Source organism: Bacteroides sp. AF25-5LB (assembly GCF_003602965.1).
In the GTDB taxonomy this organism is placed as follows: Bacteria; Bacteroidota; Bacteroidia; order Bacteroidales; family Bacteroidaceae; genus Bacteroides; species Bacteroides uniformis.
This window is the reverse complement of record NZ_QTMC01000003.1, coordinates 278,805-297,213: the sequence shown is the minus strand read 5'-3', so window position 1 is coordinate 297,213 and position 18,409 is coordinate 278,805. Positions and strand designations below refer to the sequence as shown.

General features: G+C 49.7%; 13 protein-coding genes. 8 read left to right on the top strand and 5 right to left on the bottom strand.

Annotated elements, in window-relative coordinates:
* Nucleotides 1–10: 10 nt before the first annotated feature.
* From DWY57_RS05380 to DWY57_RS05365, 4 genes are all read left to right on the top strand, one after another.
* Nucleotides 11–1,015 carry an aldo/keto reductase gene (locus DWY57_RS05380; RefSeq protein WP_117966147.1) on the top strand — a complete coding sequence of 335 codons (1,005 nt, stop codon included), beginning with the start codon at nt 11–13 and terminating at the stop codon, nt 1,013–1,015.
* A gap of 6 nt (nt 1,016–1,021) precedes the next feature.
* On the top strand, nt 1,022–3,037 hold the full coding sequence (locus DWY57_RS05375) for a glycoside hydrolase family 97 protein (protein ID WP_119961429.1): 2,016 nt from the start codon (nt 1,022–1,024) through the stop codon (nt 3,035–3,037).
* Nucleotides 3,038–3,268: 231 nt separating this feature from the next.
* Nucleotides 3,269–3,907, top strand: coding sequence for a DUF4136 domain-containing protein (locus DWY57_RS05370; protein ID WP_022400889.1), 639 nt, complete (start codon nt 3,269–3,271; stop codon nt 3,905–3,907).
* A 123-nt stretch (nt 3,908–4,030) separates the two neighbouring features.
* A complete protein-coding gene (locus tag DWY57_RS05365; RefSeq protein ID WP_022400890.1) occupies nt 4,031–4,660 on the top strand; it encodes an outer membrane beta-barrel protein in 630 nt (209 codons plus the stop codon).
* A gap of 107 nt (nt 4,661–4,767) precedes the next feature.
* On the opposite strand, the gene DWY57_RS05360 is transcribed toward DWY57_RS05365, so the two are convergent.
* The 4 genes from DWY57_RS05360 to DWY57_RS05345 are packed head-to-tail and all read right to left on the bottom strand — an operon-like array spanning nt 4,768 to nt 12,559.
* Entirely contained in the window at nt 4,768–7,812 is a 3,045-nt protein-coding gene (locus DWY57_RS05360; protein WP_119961428.1) for a glycoside hydrolase family 3 N-terminal domain-containing protein, read from the bottom strand.
* 20 nt (nt 7,813–7,832) lie between these two features.
* Nucleotides 7,833–10,847, bottom strand: a complete 3,015-nt coding sequence (locus DWY57_RS05355) for a glycoside hydrolase family 3 N-terminal domain-containing protein (protein ID WP_119961427.1) — start codon at nt 10,845–10,847, stop codon at nt 7,833–7,835.
* A gap of 1 nt (nt 10,848) precedes the next feature.
* The gene (locus DWY57_RS05350; protein ID WP_117601222.1) at nt 10,849–11,766 is read right to left on the bottom strand and encodes a metallophosphatase; all 918 of its coding nucleotides are present in this window, start codon (nt 11,764–11,766) and stop codon (nt 10,849–10,851) included.
* A 22-nt stretch (nt 11,767–11,788) separates the two neighbouring features.
* On the bottom strand, nt 11,789–12,559 hold the full coding sequence (locus tag DWY57_RS05345; RefSeq protein WP_016273980.1) for a 5'-nucleotidase: 771 nt from the start codon (nt 12,557–12,559) through the stop codon (nt 11,789–11,791).
* Nucleotides 12,560–12,818: 259 nt separating this feature from the next.
* Between DWY57_RS05345 and rplS the strand changes: the two genes are divergently transcribed.
* A complete protein-coding gene (gene rplS / locus DWY57_RS05340; protein WP_004292313.1) occupies nt 12,819–13,172 on the top strand; it encodes a 50S ribosomal protein L19 in 354 nt (117 codons plus the stop codon).
* Nucleotides 13,173–13,927: 755 nt separating this feature from the next.
* Here rplS and DWY57_RS05335 read toward each other — a convergent pair.
* Nucleotides 13,928–14,908, bottom strand: coding sequence for an ROK family protein (locus tag DWY57_RS05335; RefSeq protein ID WP_117601221.1), 981 nt, complete (start codon nt 14,906–14,908; stop codon nt 13,928–13,930).
* 177 nt (nt 14,909–15,085) lie between these two features.
* Here DWY57_RS05335 and DWY57_RS05330 point away from each other — a divergent pair, with 177 nt between their 5' ends.
* The 3 genes from DWY57_RS05330 (at nt 15,086) to DWY57_RS05320 (ending at nt 18,370) form a co-directional block, all read left to right on the top strand.
* A complete protein-coding gene (locus DWY57_RS05330; protein ID WP_117601220.1) occupies nt 15,086–15,802 on the top strand; it encodes an ABC transporter ATP-binding protein in 717 nt (238 codons plus the stop codon).
* 61 nt (nt 15,803–15,863) lie between these two features.
* Nucleotides 15,864–17,123 (top strand): ABC transporter permease, encoded by a 1,260-nt coding sequence (locus DWY57_RS05325; protein WP_117601219.1) that lies wholly within the window; start codon nt 15,864–15,866, stop codon nt 17,121–17,123.
* Nucleotides 17,124–17,128: 5 nt separating this feature from the next.
* Complete coding sequence (locus DWY57_RS05320) at nt 17,129–18,370, top strand: ABC transporter permease (RefSeq protein WP_117601218.1); 1,242 nt, start codon at nt 17,129–17,131, stop codon at nt 18,368–18,370.
* The last annotated feature ends 39 nt before the right edge of the window (nt 18,371–18,409 follow it).

Sequence of the window (18,409 nt, the reverse complement as noted above, 5' to 3'; positions counted from 1 at the left end):
ATACAATATCATGATAAACCCTATTTATTCTCCAACGCCCGAACGCTATGACAACGGCATGAAATTCCGCCGTTGCGGGCAAAGCGGCATCCTGCTGCCAGAAATATCGCTCGGATTGTGGCACAACTTCGGCGACGTGAACACATTTGCCAATTCCCAGGCCATGGCGCACTATGCCTTCGACCGTGGAATCACGCATTTCGACCTCGCCAACAATTACGGTCCTTCCTACGGTTCCGCCGAAGAGACTTTCGGAATGATTATGAAGAAATCCTTCATGCCCTATCGGGACGAACTATTCATCTCCACCAAGGCCGGACACGACATGTGGCCCGGCCCCTACGGGGAGTGGGGCTCACGCAAGTACCTGATGAGCAGCCTCAACCAAAGTCTGAAACGGATGAACCTGGAGTATGTGGACATCTTCTACTCCCACCGCTACGACCCGGATACTCCGCTTGAAGAGACCCTGCAAGCACTGGTTGATATCGTACGGCAAGGCAAAGCACTCTATGTAGGAATCTCCAAATATCCCAAAGAGGCGGCCGAGTTTGCCTACAAATACCTGGAAGAACGGGATGTACACTGCCTGCTCTATCAAGGCAGATACAATCTCTTCAACCGCGAACCGGAAGAAGAAGGTATCCTGCAGCAAGCCAAAGGGAACGGAACCGGCTTCATCGCCTTCTCCCCGCTGGCGCAGGGCCTGCTGACCAACCGCTACCTAAATGGTATTCCCGAAGATTCGCGCATGGCAAAGGGGGCTTTCCTGAAGAAAGAAGCACTGACCGACGAGACGCTGCAAAAAATCAAGGCACTCAACGAAGTTGCTGCCTCACGCGGGCAAACCCTTGCCGAGATGTCACTTGCCTGGCTGTTGAAGGACGACCTGGTGACAAGCGTCATCATCGGAGCGAGCTCCGTTACCCAACTGGCAGATAACCTGAAAGCGACTGAAAATACAGACTTCTCTGCCGAGGAACTGGAGAAGATAAAGAAAATCATTCAAAAATAAATCAACATGAAAAGCCTCCTTATTCAAACCTTTTGTTTATTATTCCTTTGCTTGGGCACGGTCCGTGCACAGCAATACCAACTTGCATCACCCAACGGAAAACTATCCGTTACGGTAGATGCCGGAGAAGCCCTCACCTGGCAGATAGCACACGACGGCACCACAGTGCTGCAACCCTCTGCCATTGCCCTGCAAGGCAGAGATGAAAAATCAGCCAAGAAAGCAATAACTTTCGGTAAAAATGTAAAAGTAATCCGTGCAGAACGCAAGTCTGTGGAGTCCTCCTTCCCCACTCCCCTCTACAAAAAGGCAAGTGTGGAGGATGTCTACAACCAGCTGACACTGAAATGCCGCGGAGGCTACAGCGTACAGTTCCGCGCATACGATGACGGTGCTGCCTACCGCTTCATTTCCGAACAGAACAAGCCGTTTATCGTCCTCAACGAAACTGCGGACTTCAATTTCGATAAGGATTACCAGGCATTTGTACCTTACATAAACGACAACCGCAACGGTGAGCGCTATTGCTTCTCCTTCGAGTCTTACTACGACGAAGCCCCGTTGTCCAAAATGCACACCGACTCACTCTCCATCACCCCACTGATGGTTTGCCTGGACGGAGGAAAGAAAGCCGTTATCATGGAAGCCGGATTGGAAAACTATCCCGGCATGTTCCTCACTGTAAATCCTCAGACACGTCAAGGAGTGCAGGCAGCATTTGCCCCCTATCCGCTGGAAGAAATAATCGGCGGACACAACCGGCTGAACCTGATACCGACCAAGCGTGCAGACTACATCGCCCGTTGTGCCAAGCAGGAGCTCCCCTGGCGTGTGATACTCGTCACCGAAAAGGACACGCAGCTTGCCGACAACGACATGGCACAGCGTCTTGCCCCCGCCTGCCGCATCAAAGACATTTCCTGGATTAAACCCGGCAAAGTGGCTTGGGACTGGTGGAACACCTGCAACTTGACTGGAGTAGACTTCAAAGCCGGCATGAACACCCCGACTTATAAGGCATTCATCGACTTTGCCGCCGACAACAACCTGGAATATATCATCATCGATGACGGCTGGAGCGGAAACGAATCCTTATTGAAAGACCTGAATCCGGATATCGATTTAAAGGAACTGGTAGCCTACGGAAACCAGAAGGGCGTCGGCATCATTCTCTGGGCAAGCTGGCGAAATTCTGCCAAAGATACGGAAGCCGCATTCAGCCACTATGCACAGATGGGTATCAAAGGCTTCAAGATAGACTTCTTCGACCGTGACGACCAGCCACTAGTACAGTCCGTAGAACGCATTGTAGCCTGCGCCGCCGAGCACCGCCTGGTATTAGACCTGCATGGACTCAAGCCATACGGTATACAGCGCACCTATCCCAACGTCCTAAACTTTGAAGGTGTAAAGGGACTGGAGAACGCCAAATGGGAACCGATAGTGAACGGAGCCCCCCTCCACAACTTCCCGCGCTATGACGTGACTGCTCCCTACCTGCGCATGCTTATAGGTCCGATGGACTACACACCGGGAGCCATGATGAACGCAACCCGCGAAACCTTCCGTGCCGTCAACGACCATCCGATGAGCCAGGGTACACGCGTCCACCAGATGGCGATGTACACCCTCTTCGAAGCCCCGCTGCAAATGCTTGCCGACAGCCCCAGCAAATATATGAAGGAGCAGGAATGCACGGACTTCATTGCCAAAGTGCCTACCGTTTTCGACGAGACCGTGGCACTGGACGGTGAAGTAGGCGAATACCTTACACTGGCACGCCGCAAGGGAGACGTCTGGTATATCGCCTCCATGACCGACTGGACACCACGCGACTGTACCATCGACCTTTCCTTCCTTGGAGAAGGAAGTTACGAAGCCGAAATCTTTTCCGACGGCATCAATGCCGACCGGGAAGCAACCGACTACAAAAAAGAAGTACGCACCGTGACCTCGGGGGACAAGCTGAACATACACATGGCACCCGGAGGAGGATGGACAGCACGGATATGGAAAAGATGATAGGGTGATAAAGTAATGACATGATAAGTGCAATAGGGTGACAGTTACGTTAAAAGTGCTGTCACCCTATTCCTTTATTACTCCATCCCCTATCGCCCTATCATTTTATGCCCTTTATCACTTTTAACATACCTCTACGTGAACCTTTTATATCCTATCTTGTTTTTTCTCACAAAAGCCTAAGGTACCATAGGGCAGGAATTTATATTAAACCTAAACAATTATAAAAGTATGAAGAAATTTATTCCCCTATTATTAGCGGTCTTTGCAGTGACGCTTGCATCTTGCGAAAAAGACCCTGACATGGATAAGCTGGACAATAATTATCTGGTTTATACCAACTATGACAAGAAGGCGGATTTCAAAACCTTCGAAACTTATTACTTGCCGGACAGCATTCTGGTTATCGGTGATAAGGAAAACGCCGAATACTGGAAAGATGAGAATGCCCAGGAAATTCTCAGCGCTTATGTTGCTAACATGAACAGCCGCGGCTACACCCGTGTGGAGGACCGGGAAGAAGCCGACCTTGGCTTGCAGGTAAGCTATGTCAGAAGTACCTATTACTTCACCGACTACGGACGTCCCGAATGGTGGTGGAACTATCCAGGCTACTGGGATGCTCCTTACTGGGGCAACTGGGGCGGATGGTATTATCCCTATGCCGTGAACTATTCCTACAGCACCGGTTCCTTTATCAGCGAATTGTTGAATCTGGAGGCGCCGCAAGGCCAGAGCGAGAAACTTCCTGTTCTGTGGACCAGCTATATGAGCGGCTTGCTGAGTGGTTCTACTTCTGTCAATACCAAACTTGCCGTGCAAGGTGTGAACCAAGCTTTCACTCAATCAACTTACCTGACTAACAAGTAGTGACAAGCTACGAGCTATAAGTGACAAATGACGGGTTACCCAATATTAAGGTAACAAGAATAATACGGCAGCATCCTTTCCGGACTGGGAAGTTGCCATTGAACCAAAAAACAAGAACAAAGTATGAAAACAATAAAATATCTTTCCTTGAGAGTACTTGCGGTTGCCGCTCTTGCTCTCGTCTTCGCCCTACCGACGAAGGCACAGATGACCGATAACGGTTATGCCAATATCGACTGGCAATATAACTTTCCCCTCAGCAACAACTTCGCCGACAAATCAAGCGGCTGGGGTATGAATTTTGAAGGCGGTTACTTCCTGACAGACAATTTTGCATTGGGAGCTTTCTTGAACTACCATAGCAACCATGAGTATTTCGGTCGCCAGACACTTCCCGTAGGCGAAGGCGGCAGTCTGAATACCGACCAGCAGCACACTGCATTCCAGTTGCCTTTCGGTCTGGCCTCCCGCTATGTATGGAACCGTGGAGGTGCATTCCAGCCATATGCCGGTGTAAAACTGGGTGCTGAATATGCACAGTTGAAGTCAACCTTCAACGTATTCGAAGCCAACAAGGATACATGGGGTTTCTATGTATCTCCTGAAATTGGTTTCAATGTGTATCCTTGGGCTTATGGACCGGGCTTGCATTTCGCAGCCTATTACAGCTACGGTACGAACAAAGGTGACCTCTTTACGTACAGCGTAGACGGTTTGAGCAATTTCGGTCTGCGCGTAGGTATTGCGTTCTGATAAGACACACACTTAAAGCTTAACAGATAGAATTTAATTGTTTCAAAATTGAAGAAGAAAAGAGCCTTTCCTGCGTGAGCAAGGGAGGCTCTTTTTAATTCTACCAGTTATTTTTTTCCTCCCAGCATCGCCTTATATACAGCCTCCTGAATCCTCGTCCTTATATCCAGCCTCATCAACTTGTTATTCCACACATCCGGATAGGTGCGGTTGCTCAAAAAGACATAAACCAAGCCGTTCTCCGGGTCTGTCCAGGCGCAAGTACCCGTGAAACCGGTATGACCGTAGACAGAAGCAGGGGCAGACTCTGCGCAGGGACTCTTCTGGGGATTACGCCGGTCGGGCTTATCAAATCCCAGCCCCCGGCGGCTTATCCTTGAGACGGTGGTAGTAAATACCCTGCAGGTCTCCTTGCTCAAATAACGCTTACCGTCCAGTTCACCCCCATTCAGCAACATCTGATAGACTTTTGCCACTTCTCCGGCAGTGGAGAACAGCCCGGCATTACCGGAAACGCCGCCCTGAAAAGCTGCAGATTCATCATGTACAAATCCTTGCAAGGTAGTCTTACGCAAGAAAGGATCTGTTGATGAAGGTACAATATCTTCCTTCTTCAAGAAGCGCAGAGGAAGATACCCCGTACGCTCCAATCCCATCGGAGTATAGAATTCCTTGGCCAGATATTCGTCCATAGACATGCCGGTGCGCGCCTCGACCAACTGCTGCAACAAAATAAAGCCCACACAACTATAACGGTAACGTTTATCCCTAAGCGGAGTATCCACAATCTTCTGCAAGTACTCTTGCTTGAAGGAACGGTTCAGCCAAAGGCTGTCGGACACTTGCATCGTATATTCCGGTGTCTGCACCTTCGACGTCAGTCCCTGACGGAAGCGGAACTTAGGGTTCGCCCAAGTCTGCCGTCCGATGCGTGCGGAATGCCGGGCATCGGGACGTGCCTTGAACAAAGTGCCGGTGTAGCTTTCTTCATCAATCGCTTCCTGATAGAATAGCAAGGTAGAAGGCAGACCGGATTCATGCATCAGCAGTTCGCGTACCGTAATATTCTTCTTGTCCGTATCCTGTAGGAAAGGCAGATAATCCGACACCCGGTCTGTAAGATTGAGGCGTCCGCCATCGTACAACTTCATCACAGCAAGCAGCGTGGCTGTGGTCTTTGTCAGCGAAGCGATGTCGTATACATCCGTCTTCTTTACGAGAAGCGCCTTGCTTCCGGCCTCGTTCCAGACGTGGGTACCGAAAGCTTTATTATACATCTCCCTGCCATCCTTCAGCACCACCACCTGGCAGCCGGGGTAAGCCCCTTCACGAATGCCTTCTTCAGCTATCTTGTCTATTTCAGCCAGCAGACGGGAATTCATACCATGCTCTTCGGGTACAAAGCGGGGGGCGCTTTGAGGAGTCAGCGTCACTCCCGCACCGGCAGCAAACCGACTACCGATACTGGCAGACAAGCGTCCCTCTGAACAAGCGCTGCCATAAACAATCCGGGCAACCTGCCGCTGTACCTCCTCGTTGGAGGAGTGTGCCAAAATCACCGCTTCAGCAGCAGCGTCCCCTTGTTTTATCTGCAATACCTGCTTACCGGGAATAAAGAACAGATAAACCACCGGTACGTCAGGAGCGAACTTTGCAAAGAAATTCTGATAGGGCGTCAAACGGTGTTCGGTGACACAAACCAGAATACGTTTATACTTGGCCAACGCATTTCTCAAACGGTTCCCTTCAGCCTCCGGCAGATTCTTGCCCAAATGGAACTCCACAGGACGGGTATACTGCGACAGTTCTTTGAGGAACGGCCGGATTTCCTGCGCTTCTCCCACATTGAGCACGGCAACTTCACCGATGGAAGGGTCCAGCGGAAGTACCTCGTCCCGGTTATCCAGCACAGTGATGGCCGCCAAGTTCAACCGGCGCATCAAATCACGCGTTTTCGGAGTATTGATGCGGGTCCCCAAACCTGAAAGCTGTACACGGGGTTTCTTTTCCAACCCAAGGGCATATTTATATTTCAGCACTTTACGGCATTTCGCCTCTATCTCTTTCTCTGTCAGCTCCCCTTTTTTCACAGCGGCAAGCACAGCCTCCACTTCTTCCTTAATGCGCCGGGGGACAAGCAGCAAATCATTGCCGGCTTTCAGCGCCTGCAAACAGATGCTTTCATTGCCCGATACCCCTTTCATAGCAAGGGCATCCGTAAAGACAAGCCCCTGAAAGCCGAGGTCATTCACCAACAGACCGGAAACTACCTTACGCGAAAGCGAAGACGGGAGCCCCTTTTGCGGCTCTATGGCAGGCACCTCCAAGTGCCCCACCATCATACCTCCCAGTCCGGCACGAATGGCTTTTCTGAAAGGATAAAGCTCTATACTGTCTAGACGGGCACGGGTAAAAGGCAGCACGGGCAACGCCTTATGAGAATCCACATCCGTATCCCCATGCCCCGGAAAGTGCTTGCTGACAGAAAGCACACCACCATCCTCCAACCCTTTGGAGTAGGCAACAACCTTGTTCGCCACATTGAACGGACTTTCACCGAAGGAACGGGTATTGATAACCGGATTCTTGGGATTGATATTCACATCCGCTACGGGAGCAAAATTCACTTGCACCCCCAGTTCACGGCATTGGCGGGCCACCTCGCGCCCATATTCATAAATCAGTGTATCGTTCTGTATGCAGCCCAGCACCATGTTTCGCGGAAAGTTCGGAGTACCGCGAAGGCGCATAGCCAGCCCCCATTCACCGTCAAAGGTAATCATCAGCGGAACTTCCGCCATCCGCTGCGCCTCATTGGTCAACATCACCTGGTTCTGCATCAATCCGCCGGAGAATAACAGACCGCCTACCTTATAGTCCTCCACCACCTTACGCAGCAGTTCCTTGTTGGCCTTGTCCTGCTGGGGGGCAATCGTATAGATGAACAGTTGTCCGATGCGTTCTTTCAGAGTCAGACGCTGCATGACGGAATCCACCCACTGCCTGCACCGCACGTCACTGTTCAAGAGACGTACAAGCGAAGGGTCGTTCGGCGGCACCGGAGTAAACGGCATCGGGCCAAGCTGCGCTTTCAGAAGCGGACAAAGACAACACAATATAGCGATATAGGCAAGCAGGTATATTCTCTTCATTCCTTATAGATAGATTGTTTTTAGGGGATTTGCGGAATAATACTTTTATAAATCAATTCCTGGATATCTCTTCTTATATTCATGTCACCCAGTTTCGTGTTCCATACATTGGGGCACAAGCGGTTGCTGAGGAATACATACACCGTCTTGTTTTCCGGGTCCACCCAAGCACAAGTACCGGTAAATCCGGTATGTCCATATACCGCTTCCGGAGCGGAAGGAGCACAAGGGCTGCGCTTCACAATGGATACATCCGGCTTGTCGAATCCCAGACCGCGACGGCTGATGGCGGATTTCTCCGTCGTAAACAAACGGCAGGTTGCCTCACTCAGGAAACGCTTACCATTGAATTCACCGCCGTTCAGCAACATTTGATAAACCTTTGCCACCTCTTCGGCCGTAGAGAAAAGTCCTGCATTGCCAGACACCCCACCCATGCAGGCAGCAGTCTCGTCATGCACATATCCGCATATATCCTGGCGACGCAGGAAGTCATTGGATGCCGTGGGCATGATTTCCGCTTTGGTGAACTTCGTCAAAGGCAGAAACATAGTACGTTGCAATCCCATCGGAGCATAGAACTCACGGGCAAGGTACAAATCCATCGGCAGCTCCGTCACCTTCTCCACCACCTGCTGCAGCAACACGAAGCCGAGGTCGCTGTAAACATAACGTTTACCATCCAACTCGCACTTGGCTATCCGCTGAAGGATAGAATTCTTGAAACTCTTGTTCAGCCACATGCCATCTGCCATGTGCAGGGTATAGACCGGTGTATTCTTGTCGGACACCATCCCTTTCCGGAACTTAAAATCGGAACAATAATAGCTATGCTCGCTTACCTGCGTACGATGCCACTCGTCCACCCAACTCTGGGAGTACGGGCCGTGTACCGAATTCGGGTCTATGATGTCCAGGTAGAAGCGGATATAGGGAGGAAGCCCCGATTCGTGGAACAAAAGTTCGCGGATGGTAATGTTCCGCTTGTTGCCATTGCGCAAGAAGGGCAGATAAGCGGAAACCTTGTCATCCAGTTTTATCTTGCCCTCATCATACAGTTTCATGACGGCAAGCAACGTAGCCGTAGTCTTGGTCAGCGAAGCCAAATCAAAAAGGTCCGAAGAACGGACAGTAGTGGTATCCTTATCAGAGTGGGTTCCGAAGCCTTTGTCATATACCGGCAGTCCGTCTTTCCACACCAGCACGCGGCAACCGGGATAAGCTCCCGCTTCCAGTCCCTTTCGGGCAACGGCATCGATACCTTGCAGCACATACGACTTCATGCCGTAGTCTTCCGGAACTGTCTTCCGCGGTTTCATGCCCGGCTCAATCATGCAGCCCGTTCCCGCCGGAAACAGTTTACCGATACTCATCGACATCCTGCCACTGGCCGGTTTTTTGGCAAAAAGGACATCAGCCACGTACTGCTGCAAATCCGTCTCTGCCGAACGTGCCAGCACCACAGCGCTGGATTTGGCAAGTGCGGGCACCAGAGGTTGCAATGTACGGTAAGAGGTAAAAAAAGTATAGACCAGCGGAGCACGCAGGTTCAAGCCTTCCAGAAAGGCCACATCACGGTCGCTGACATAAGCCGAACCGGTGATGCTGATAACCACGCGACGGAAAGCAGCCAACTGCCCCTGCACGTCCTGCCAGAGAGCCTCATCGGCATTCCAAGGCAAGTGGAAATGGCTGATGCCTGCATTCTTTTTCATAGCTTCCACAAAGGGAGCATCCGCCTCCTTCTCTCCGATGCTGAGCACGGCAATATCACCTTCCACCGGTGCCAGCGGGAGGACATCGAAATAATTGTTCAATACAGTCACTGCCGAACGGCGCAACTTGGCAGCCAACGCCTGCGCTTCCTCCGTATTGATGCGATAGCTCATTCCGCTGACCCGAAGTTGCGGCTGGCGGTTTCTCAAACCAAGCATATACTTGTACATCAATACCTTGCGGCACTTGGCATCAAGTTCGTCCTTACTCAGTTGTCCCGACTCCACTGCATCTACCAGCTCCTGCACCGCATTCTTCGTATTGAACTGTACCAGCACCATATCATTTCCCGCCAGCAGCGCTTTGGTAGTTACCTGCGGAATGGCAGACACACCCTTCATGTCCAAGGCATCGGTAAACACCAGCCCTTTAAAGCCGAGTTCATCCTTCAACAACCCGGTCACCACATTCCGCGACAAAGAAGAAGGAGTCACCCCGTCCGGGTCCAGCGCCTGCACTTGCAGATGGCCTACCATGACACCCCCCAATCCGGCACGTACCATTTCCTTGAAGGGATAAAGTTCCACACTGTCCAGGCGTACACGGTCGTAGTGCAAGGCGGGAAGCGCCTTATGAGAATCCACATCCGTATCGCCATGCCCGGGGAAATGCTTGCAAACAGAAAGTATGCCCCCGCTTTCGAGCCCACGGCTGTATGCCACCACCTTTTCTGCCACCCGCTGCGGGTTTTCGCCAAAGGAGCGTACGTGTATCACCGGGTTCAGCGGATTCGTATTGACATCCGCATCGGGTGCAAAATTGACATGTACCCCCAATTCGCGGAACTGGCGGGCCACCTCACGTCCATATTCTTCAATCAAGCCATTGTCCTCGATACATCCCAAGGCGGCATTACGGGGATAGTCCGGAGCGCCTTTCAGCCTCATTGACAGTCCCCACTCTCCATCGAAAGTAACCATAACGGGAATCTTGGCATCCTTCCGGGCCATATTGGTCAAGATAGCCTGCTCTTCCGGAGTACCTTCGGAAAACAGCAAGCCACCGACCTTGTATTTCTTTACCAGCTCGCGCATCTGCTTTTTCGTGGCCTTGTCTGCTCTGGCCGGAATGGTGGCAACGATGAGCTGCCCCACTTTTTCGTGTACATTCAGGCCTGACAACACGGAGTCCACCCATTGCCGGCACCGGTTGTCTGCAGCCGAAGGAAGAAACGGGCCTCCGGTCTGGGCGTGAAGTGAAGATAATCCCAATATAAACAATCCTGCAACCCATAAAAGGAGGGTGAGTCTTTTCATCATGCTATTTTTCAGTTAAAGTAAGTACCATTTCTCCTACATAGATGCCACTCTTTCCGGTGTGCAGCACGGGAACGCTCTTGCCATCCGCATTCAGATAAACGGCAGGCTTTTCCATAAAAGTATGCGAATGTCCTCCCAAAATGACATCAATGCCACGCGTCTTGCCTACCAGGTTCTCGTCGGAAGCGCCTTCGGGATTTGCACTGCGGATACCCAAATGAGACATGCAAATCACAACCTCGCAATTCTCCTTCTCCCTGAGAAGGTCTGTCATTTCCTGGGCCACCTTTATCGGGTCGTTGTAGACAATGCCTACGCATTTATCCGCCTGCACCAGCCCTTCCATCTTGGGGGCCAGGCCGAAGATTCCGATTTTCACCCCTTCGCGCACCAAGGTGATATAAGGCTTCACCAGTCCTTCGAGTACCGTACCCGTCACGTCATAATTGGAACAGACCACGGGAAAATCCGCCATACGGAACAATTCCGCCATATTCTCAAGTCCGAAATCAAATTCATGATTACCTATCGTCATGGCATCATAGCCCATGAGGTTCATCATCTTGACCTCCAGCTCGCCTTTGAAAAAGTTATAATAAGGGGTACCTTGCGAGATGTCTCCGCAATCCAGCAGCAACATATCCGGATGCTTGCCGCGAAACTGCTTTACAAAACCGGCACGGCGCACCACACCGCCCATCCCGGCATACTCGTCGGCAGCCCCGGCGCTGATGGGTTCTATACGGCTGTGCGTATCGCTGGTGTGCAGGATAAACAGTTGTTTTCCGGATTGGCCGGACGATACAGAATCGGCGGACACCAGGCAAAGGGGTTCTTCAGTAATGACACGCTCCTCTTGCTGTGCCGATGCGGGGAGCATGAAAAGCAGCAGGGCTGCCAAGGAATACATATATTTCATAGAACTTCTGTTTTTTTAATGCTTACTCTTTAACGACCACTCTTCCCTCCATGCGCGAAGTCACCTTCTTGCCGGCTGCCGTCTGCTTCTCCACATACTTCATGAACAGACCGCGCAGTGTAGCCCCATCCGGGCACTCCCTTTTATCCGCCTGCAGGAAAGCCGTCATTCCATCGTTTCCATCAGCCAGATAATCAATCGTGGCAACCGTATAGTCACGGTCATCCTCCACCGGCTTGCCGGCAATGGAAGCCTGGAGCAGCTTGCCATCCTTGCTGATTTCCAACTGTATACCACTCACCCCTTCACCAAGTCTCACCGCAATGTTTTCAAACAAGTGCTTCATGGCAGAGCCTTTCATCGTCAGCACACAGAGCGAATTCTCAAAAGGCAATATCTCATAGATGTTTTCGGTAGTGATGTCTCCTTCCGTCAGGGAGTTCCGGATTCCACCGATATTGATCAGCCCCATATCGGCCGGTTTGCCCAGCACTTCCACCGCAGCCTCACGCAGTACATCTGCAATCAGATTGGATAAAAGGCTTTCGGGCCGGAATCTGTCCATCGACATTTCTGCGGTTCCCACCACATGATACATAACGCTGTCCATCCGGGCCTTGTAAGGCGCCAGCAGAGCCACGGCTTCGGCATCCGGCTCGGCATCCCAGACAGAGTTCATGGGAATTCTGCCTCCCTCTACCTTGGTCACTTCGTAGGAAGAATGGCAGGAAACCAATAGAAGCGCAACCGCCAACACTGCCCCCGCAAGGAGACTGAAAGTTTGTTTCTTCATATTCATTTAGTTTTAAATTGCTACAAATATACTTTTCTTTTGCGACTGAGCCACACAATTAACCGATTATTTAGACTTGCGTTTAGCAGAATGAAACGCTCAAAAATCATCCCAACTGGCGAAAAAAAACTTGAAGCACTTGTGTATCTGGCAAATAATTCGTTTCTTTGCACCGCTTTCGCGCAATCGCTGTCAGGACACCAAGAGAGAAGCCTGGTATGTTGCGTTGTAACGATGAAACAATTTAATAATAAAAACAATGGATTTAATTAAAATTGCAGAAGAAGCATTTGCTACCGGAAAACAGCACCCGAGCTTCAAGGCAGGTGACACTGTAACAGTAGCATATCGTATTGTCGAGGGTAACAAGGAACGTGTACAGCTGTACCGTGGTGTTGTTATCAAGATTGCCGGACATGGAGACAAGAAACGTTTTACAGTACGTAAGATGTCAGGAACCATAGGCGTAGAACGTATTTTCCCGATTGAATCACCGGCTATCGACAGCATCGAAGTGAACAAAGTGGGTAAAGTTCGTCGCGCTAAACTGTACTACCTGCGCGCTCTTACCGGTAAGAAAGCAAGAATCAAAGAAAAAAGAGTTAACGGTTAATTCCAGACTCCTATTTCGAAATAAAAAAGGGAAGTTGACAATGTCAGTTTCCCTTTTTTAGTAATATACACAGTATGCATACACCATGCAATACTCTACTCCTACGACCTCATTCCAAACACTGTAAGCCTGCGCTCCTTTCCTTTCACATAAGCCTTTCTTCTTGCTGATACGTTAGTTTATCAGCGCCCAACGGCCGTAAGGCGCTCTGCTAACGACCGTCAACAAAGCGCTTTATGGCCGTTAGACGAGCGCCTCACGGCCGTTAAACAGCTGTCATAGGCATAGCTTTTCCATACTGAATACCTATCTTATCCATACCGAATGCCTGGCTTCCACCTATTATCGCACGGGCTTTTACAAAGTTAATACCGTGTTTGCAGGAAACCAATAGCTTGTTTACACGATATTGGCAAATTGCTCCATATCCTATTAATTTATTGTACTACAATATATTAATAGATTATTTGGTGTAAATTTAAGGTGGAAGCAACTTTTGCTTCCACCTTTTCAAGTTGCTTCCACAGCATCCGCAACCCCGATGAATAAAGGGATACAGAGAATGGGTGGAAGTGTGGAAGCAACTTGTGACATAACTTTATTGCTGAGGAATATGTGCCACTAAAGAAAAAAGGTGTGTCGAAACTCTCCTAAACTAAAAATCACCCTCGCCACAGGTAGTTGTAGCGAGGGTGATTTCGAGAAAAGGGGAGTTTTGACACATCCCCCTCCTTTATCAGTTTCCCTGATATCGATTACTTGGTATCTCTCAGCTCCCAGCCCAATGCACTGGCACCCAGCACAGCGGCATCAGAGTCCTTCAACTCGGAAGCCAGCAACTTAGTCTTGCCTTTGTAGATATTCAATACATTGTCATCAATGGCTTTCTGGATAGGCTTGAAGATATAGTCGCCCGCTTTTGCCAGACCACCGAACAGTACGATAGCTTCCGGGCTGGAGAAAGCAATGAAATCGGCCAAAGCCTCACCCAAGATAGTTCCGGTAAACTCAAAAATGTCTTGAGCAATCTTGTCGCCCTTCACAGCTGCATCATACACATCCTTGGAAGTAATGTTTTCTGCTGGAATGTCGCGCAACAAGCTTGGCTCGGTACTCTTGGTCAGGAACTCACGGGCAGAACGTGCCACACCCGTAGCCGAGCAGTAAGTTTCCAGACAACCGTGACGTCCGCATCCGCAGAGACGACCGTTTTCACGACGGATAATAGTATGTCCCAACTCTCCGGCAAAACCGTCATGGCCATATACCATCTGACCGTTAATAACGATACCGCTACCTACACCGGTGCCCAGCGTAATCATGATAAAGTCTTTCATACCGCGAGCCGCACCGTAAGTCATTTCACCGATACCGGCAGCATTGGCGTCGTTTGTCAAAGCGGTAGGAATACCCAAACGCTCCTCAAACATGGCAGCCAAAGGAATTACGCCCTTCCAAGGAAGATTCGGGGCAAACTCAATGGTACCGCTGTAATAGTTTCCGTTAGGAGCGCCGATACCGATACCTTTTATCTTGTCTACACCGCCATTGGCAATAATGAGCGGCAACAGATTCTTGCAAACTTCGTCTACATAATCATTGACGTCTTCATAAGCTCCGGTTTTGATGGAACTGCTTGCAATAATAGTTCCGCGTGCGTCTACAATACCAAAGACGGTGTTCGTTCCGCCTATGTCAATGCCCACTACATAGGGCTTTTCCATGTTTGAATTCATGATACTACGTTTGTTTAAAGGGTTAGTTAATCATATTCATGGTTACAAAAATCACAAAGAAAAACGACACTGCAAAATCTTTTTTTAAAAAAGTTTGCAACTTTTGCAACTTTTCGTAGCATAGCTGCGTCTAATAGTGAAAATTAATAAGAGTAAAGCAAAAAAACAGGGAAAACAGTGATACAACTAAAAGACATTAACAAGACCTATTACAACGGAGCACCACTGCACGTGCTCAAAGGCATCAACCTCGACATTCAGAAGGGTGAATTTGTTTCCATCATGGGCTCATCGGGTTCGGGAAAGTCCACTTTACTCAATATACTGGGCATTCTGGATAATTATGACACCGGAGAATACTATCTGAACGGTACTCTTATCAAAAATCTCAGCGAGACGAAGGCTGCCGAGTACCGCAACCGCATGATTGGCTTCATCTTCCAGTCCTTCAATCTGATTTCATTCAAGAACGCAGTAGAAAATGTGGCACTTCCCCTCTTTTATCAAGGAGTGAGCCGACGGAAACGCAATGCGATGGCATTGGAGTACCTCGACCGCCTGGGCTTAAAAGACTGGGCACACCACATGCCCAACGAAATGTCCGGCGGACAGAAACAGCGTGTAGCCATCGCCCGCGCCCTCATCACCCAGCCGCAGATTATCCTTGCCGACGAACCTACCGGCGCGCTCGACAGCAAGACTTCCGTAGAGGTGATGCAGATTCTGAAGGAACTGCACGATACGGGCATGACCATCGTAGTCGTGACCCACGAAAGCGGCGTTGCCAACCAGACGGACAAGATTATCCACATCAAAGACGGCGTCATAGGCAGCATCGAAACAAACTTGAATCACGATGCAAGCCCGTTCGGAAAAGACGGGTTCATGAAATAATGAAGGAAGAGCCCTCTTTCCCTTCTTTCTTTAATTTTTAATTCTTAATCTTTAATTATCAATGATAGACCTTTGGCAAGAAATATACGGAACCATCAAACGTAACAAGCTGCGTACGTTCCTGACGGGCTTTGCCGTAGCATGGGGCATCTTCATGCTCATCGTATTGCTCGGAGCCGGGAACGGCATCATACATGCTTTCGAACAGAATGCGTCGGAACGTGCCTTGAACTCCATCCGCATTTTTCCCGGCTGGACTACCAAATCATACGACGGTCTGAAGGAAGGACGTTTCATCCAACTGGACAATCGGGACATGGACGACACGGAAAAGCAATTTACAGAAAATGTCATTAGTGCCGGTGCCACAGTACGCCAGAGCAATGTAAACGTCAGTTTTGGACAAGAATATATCAATATCTCCCTGCTGGGCGTATACCCTAACTACACAGAAGTGGAAACCGTGAAGACGGCAGACGGACGTTTCATCAACCACAGCGATCTGAAAGACCGGCGTAAAGTAATCATCCTCCATAAGAAATCCGCAGATATCCTCTTCGGCAAAACACATACCGAACCTATCGGACAATTTGTCAATGCAGGTGGAGTGGCCTATCAGGTAGTGGGGCTCTACAATGACCAGGGAGACCGCGAGGCAAACGAGGCCTACATTCCTTTCTCCACCTTACAGACCATCTACAATAAAGGAGACAAGTTGAATAACATCATCTTCACGACCAAGAACCTGAGCAGTATAGAAAGCAATGAGGCCTTTGAAAAAGAATACCGTAAAGCCATTGCCACCAACCATCGCTTCGACCCTACCGACGACAGCGCCATCTGGATATGGAACCGTTTCACCAACTATCTGCAAGCCCAAAACGCAATGGGTATTCTACGCACCGCCATCTGGGTTATCGGTATCTTTACCTTGTTGAGCGGTATTGTCGGTGTATCGAATATCATGCTGATTACCGTTAAAGAACGTACCCGTGAATTCGGTATCCGCAAGGCACTGGGAGCAAAGCCCTTCTCCATCCTTTGGCTGATTATTGTGGAAAGCGTGACTATCACTACGCTATTCGGTTATATCGGTATGGTGGCAGGCATCGGGGTGACGGAATGGATGAACTCTGCTTTCGGTAACCAGACGATGGATGCCGGCATGTTCCAGCAGACCATGTTCTCCGATCCCACCGTAGACCTCAGCATTGCCGTCCAAGCCACACTGACCCTCATCATAGCAGGTACACTTGCCGGATTCTTCCCGGCAAAGAAAGCCGTGAGTATCAGTCCTATCGAAGCACTTAGAGCAGATTAAAGATTATGAAAATAGACATAGATACATGTGAGGAAATCCTCATCACAATAACAAGAAACAAGACAAGAAGCCTGCTGACTGCATTCGGTGTATTCTGGGGCATCTTTATGCTGGTAGCACTCATCGGTGGCGGACAAGGCATGCAGGAAGAACTGAAATCCCAGTTCGAAGGATTTGCGACCAACTCGGGCTTTATCGCCGCACAAAAGACAAGCGAAGCCTACAAGGGATTCCGCAAGGGACGCTGGTGGGACTTGGAGATGGAAGATGTGGACCGTGTGCGCAGTGTGGACGGCATCGCACTCGCCACGCCTTCATTTGCCCTTTGGGGACAGACCGCTGTCTATGGAGAAAACAAATATGAATGTAGTGTAAAGGGGCTGTACCCGGAGTATGAGCAGATAGAACATCAGGAAATGACTTACGGCCGTTTTATCAACGACGTCGACATCAAAGAGTCACGTAAAGTGTGTGTTATCGGCAAACGTGTATACGAAAGTCTCTTTAAACCGGGAGAAGACCCCTGCGGCAAATACGTTCGGGTGAACGGAATCTATTACCGGATTATCGGAATGTGTTCATCCGAAGGCAATGTCAACATACAAGGACAAGCCTCCGAAGCCATTGTATTGCCTTTCTCCACCATGCAGCAGACCTACAACCTCGGAAAGAAACTGGATGTGGTATGTTTCATCATGAAACCGGGAATAAAAGTAAAAGACGTACAGCCCGAAGTGGAACGCCTCGTAAAAGCAGCGCATTACATTGCTCCCGATGACAAACAAGCCGTCATGTTCCTGAATGCGGAAGCTATGTTCTCTATGATGGACAACCTGATGACCGGAGTACACTTTCTTATTTGGATGGTAGGTCTGGGTACATTGTTCGCCGGAGCCATCGGCGTATCGAATATCATGATGGTAACCGTCAAGGAGCGTACTACGGAAATAGGCATACGGCGTGCCATCGGTGCCCGTCCTAAAGACATCCTGCAACAAATTCTTTCGGAAAGCATGGTACTGACCACTATAGCGGGTATGGCAGGCATTTCTTTTGCCGTATTTGTACTGCAAATACTTGAAAAGGCTGCCAACGACCCTGGAGTTATCAAAACCCACTACCAGGTTTCATTCGGACTGGCTATCGGAACTTGCATCCTCCTCATCGCATTGGGAGTGCTTGCCGGACTGGCACCTGCCTATCGCGCCATGGCAATCAAACCAATTGAAGCAATCAGGGATGAATAAACCTATAAAAGATTATCTACCGTAAACCATGAAACAATG

Excerpts from the sequence above, each read along its gene's own strand:
- DWY57_RS05380 (WP_117966147.1), top strand. The coding sequence starts at position 11 with ATGATAAACCCTATTTATTCTCCAACGCCCGAACGCTATGACAACGGC.
- DWY57_RS05375 (WP_119961429.1), top strand. The coding sequence starts at position 1,022 with ATGAAAAGCCTCCTTATTCAAACCTTTTGTTTATTATTCCTTTGCTTG.
- DWY57_RS05370 (WP_022400889.1), top strand. The coding sequence starts at position 3,269 with ATGAAGAAATTTATTCCCCTATTATTAGCGGTCTTTGCAGTGACGCTT.
- DWY57_RS05365 (WP_022400890.1), top strand. The coding sequence starts at position 4,031 with ATGAAAACAATAAAATATCTTTCCTTGAGAGTACTTGCGGTTGCCGCT.
- DWY57_RS05360 (WP_119961428.1), bottom strand. The coding sequence starts at position 7,812 with ATGAAGAGAATATACCTGCTTGCCTATATCGCTATATTGTGTTGTCTT.
- DWY57_RS05355 (WP_119961427.1), bottom strand. The coding sequence starts at position 10,847 with ATGATGAAAAGACTCACCCTCCTTTTATGGGTTGCAGGATTGTTTATA.
- DWY57_RS05350 (WP_117601222.1), bottom strand. The coding sequence starts at position 11,766 with ATGAAATATATGTATTCCTTGGCAGCCCTGCTGCTTTTCATGCTCCCC.
- DWY57_RS05345 (WP_016273980.1), bottom strand. The coding sequence starts at position 12,559 with ATGAAGAAACAAACTTTCAGTCTCCTTGCGGGGGCAGTGTTGGCGGTT.
- rplS (WP_004292313.1), top strand. The coding sequence starts at position 12,819 with ATGGATTTAATTAAAATTGCAGAAGAAGCATTTGCTACCGGAAAACAG.
- DWY57_RS05335 (WP_117601221.1), bottom strand. The coding sequence starts at position 14,908 with ATGAATTCAAACATGGAAAAGCCCTATGTAGTGGGCATTGACATAGGC.
- DWY57_RS05325 (WP_117601219.1), top strand. The coding sequence starts at position 15,864 with ATGATAGACCTTTGGCAAGAAATATACGGAACCATCAAACGTAACAAG.
- DWY57_RS05320 (WP_117601218.1), top strand. The coding sequence starts at position 17,129 with ATGAAAATAGACATAGATACATGTGAGGAAATCCTCATCACAATAACA.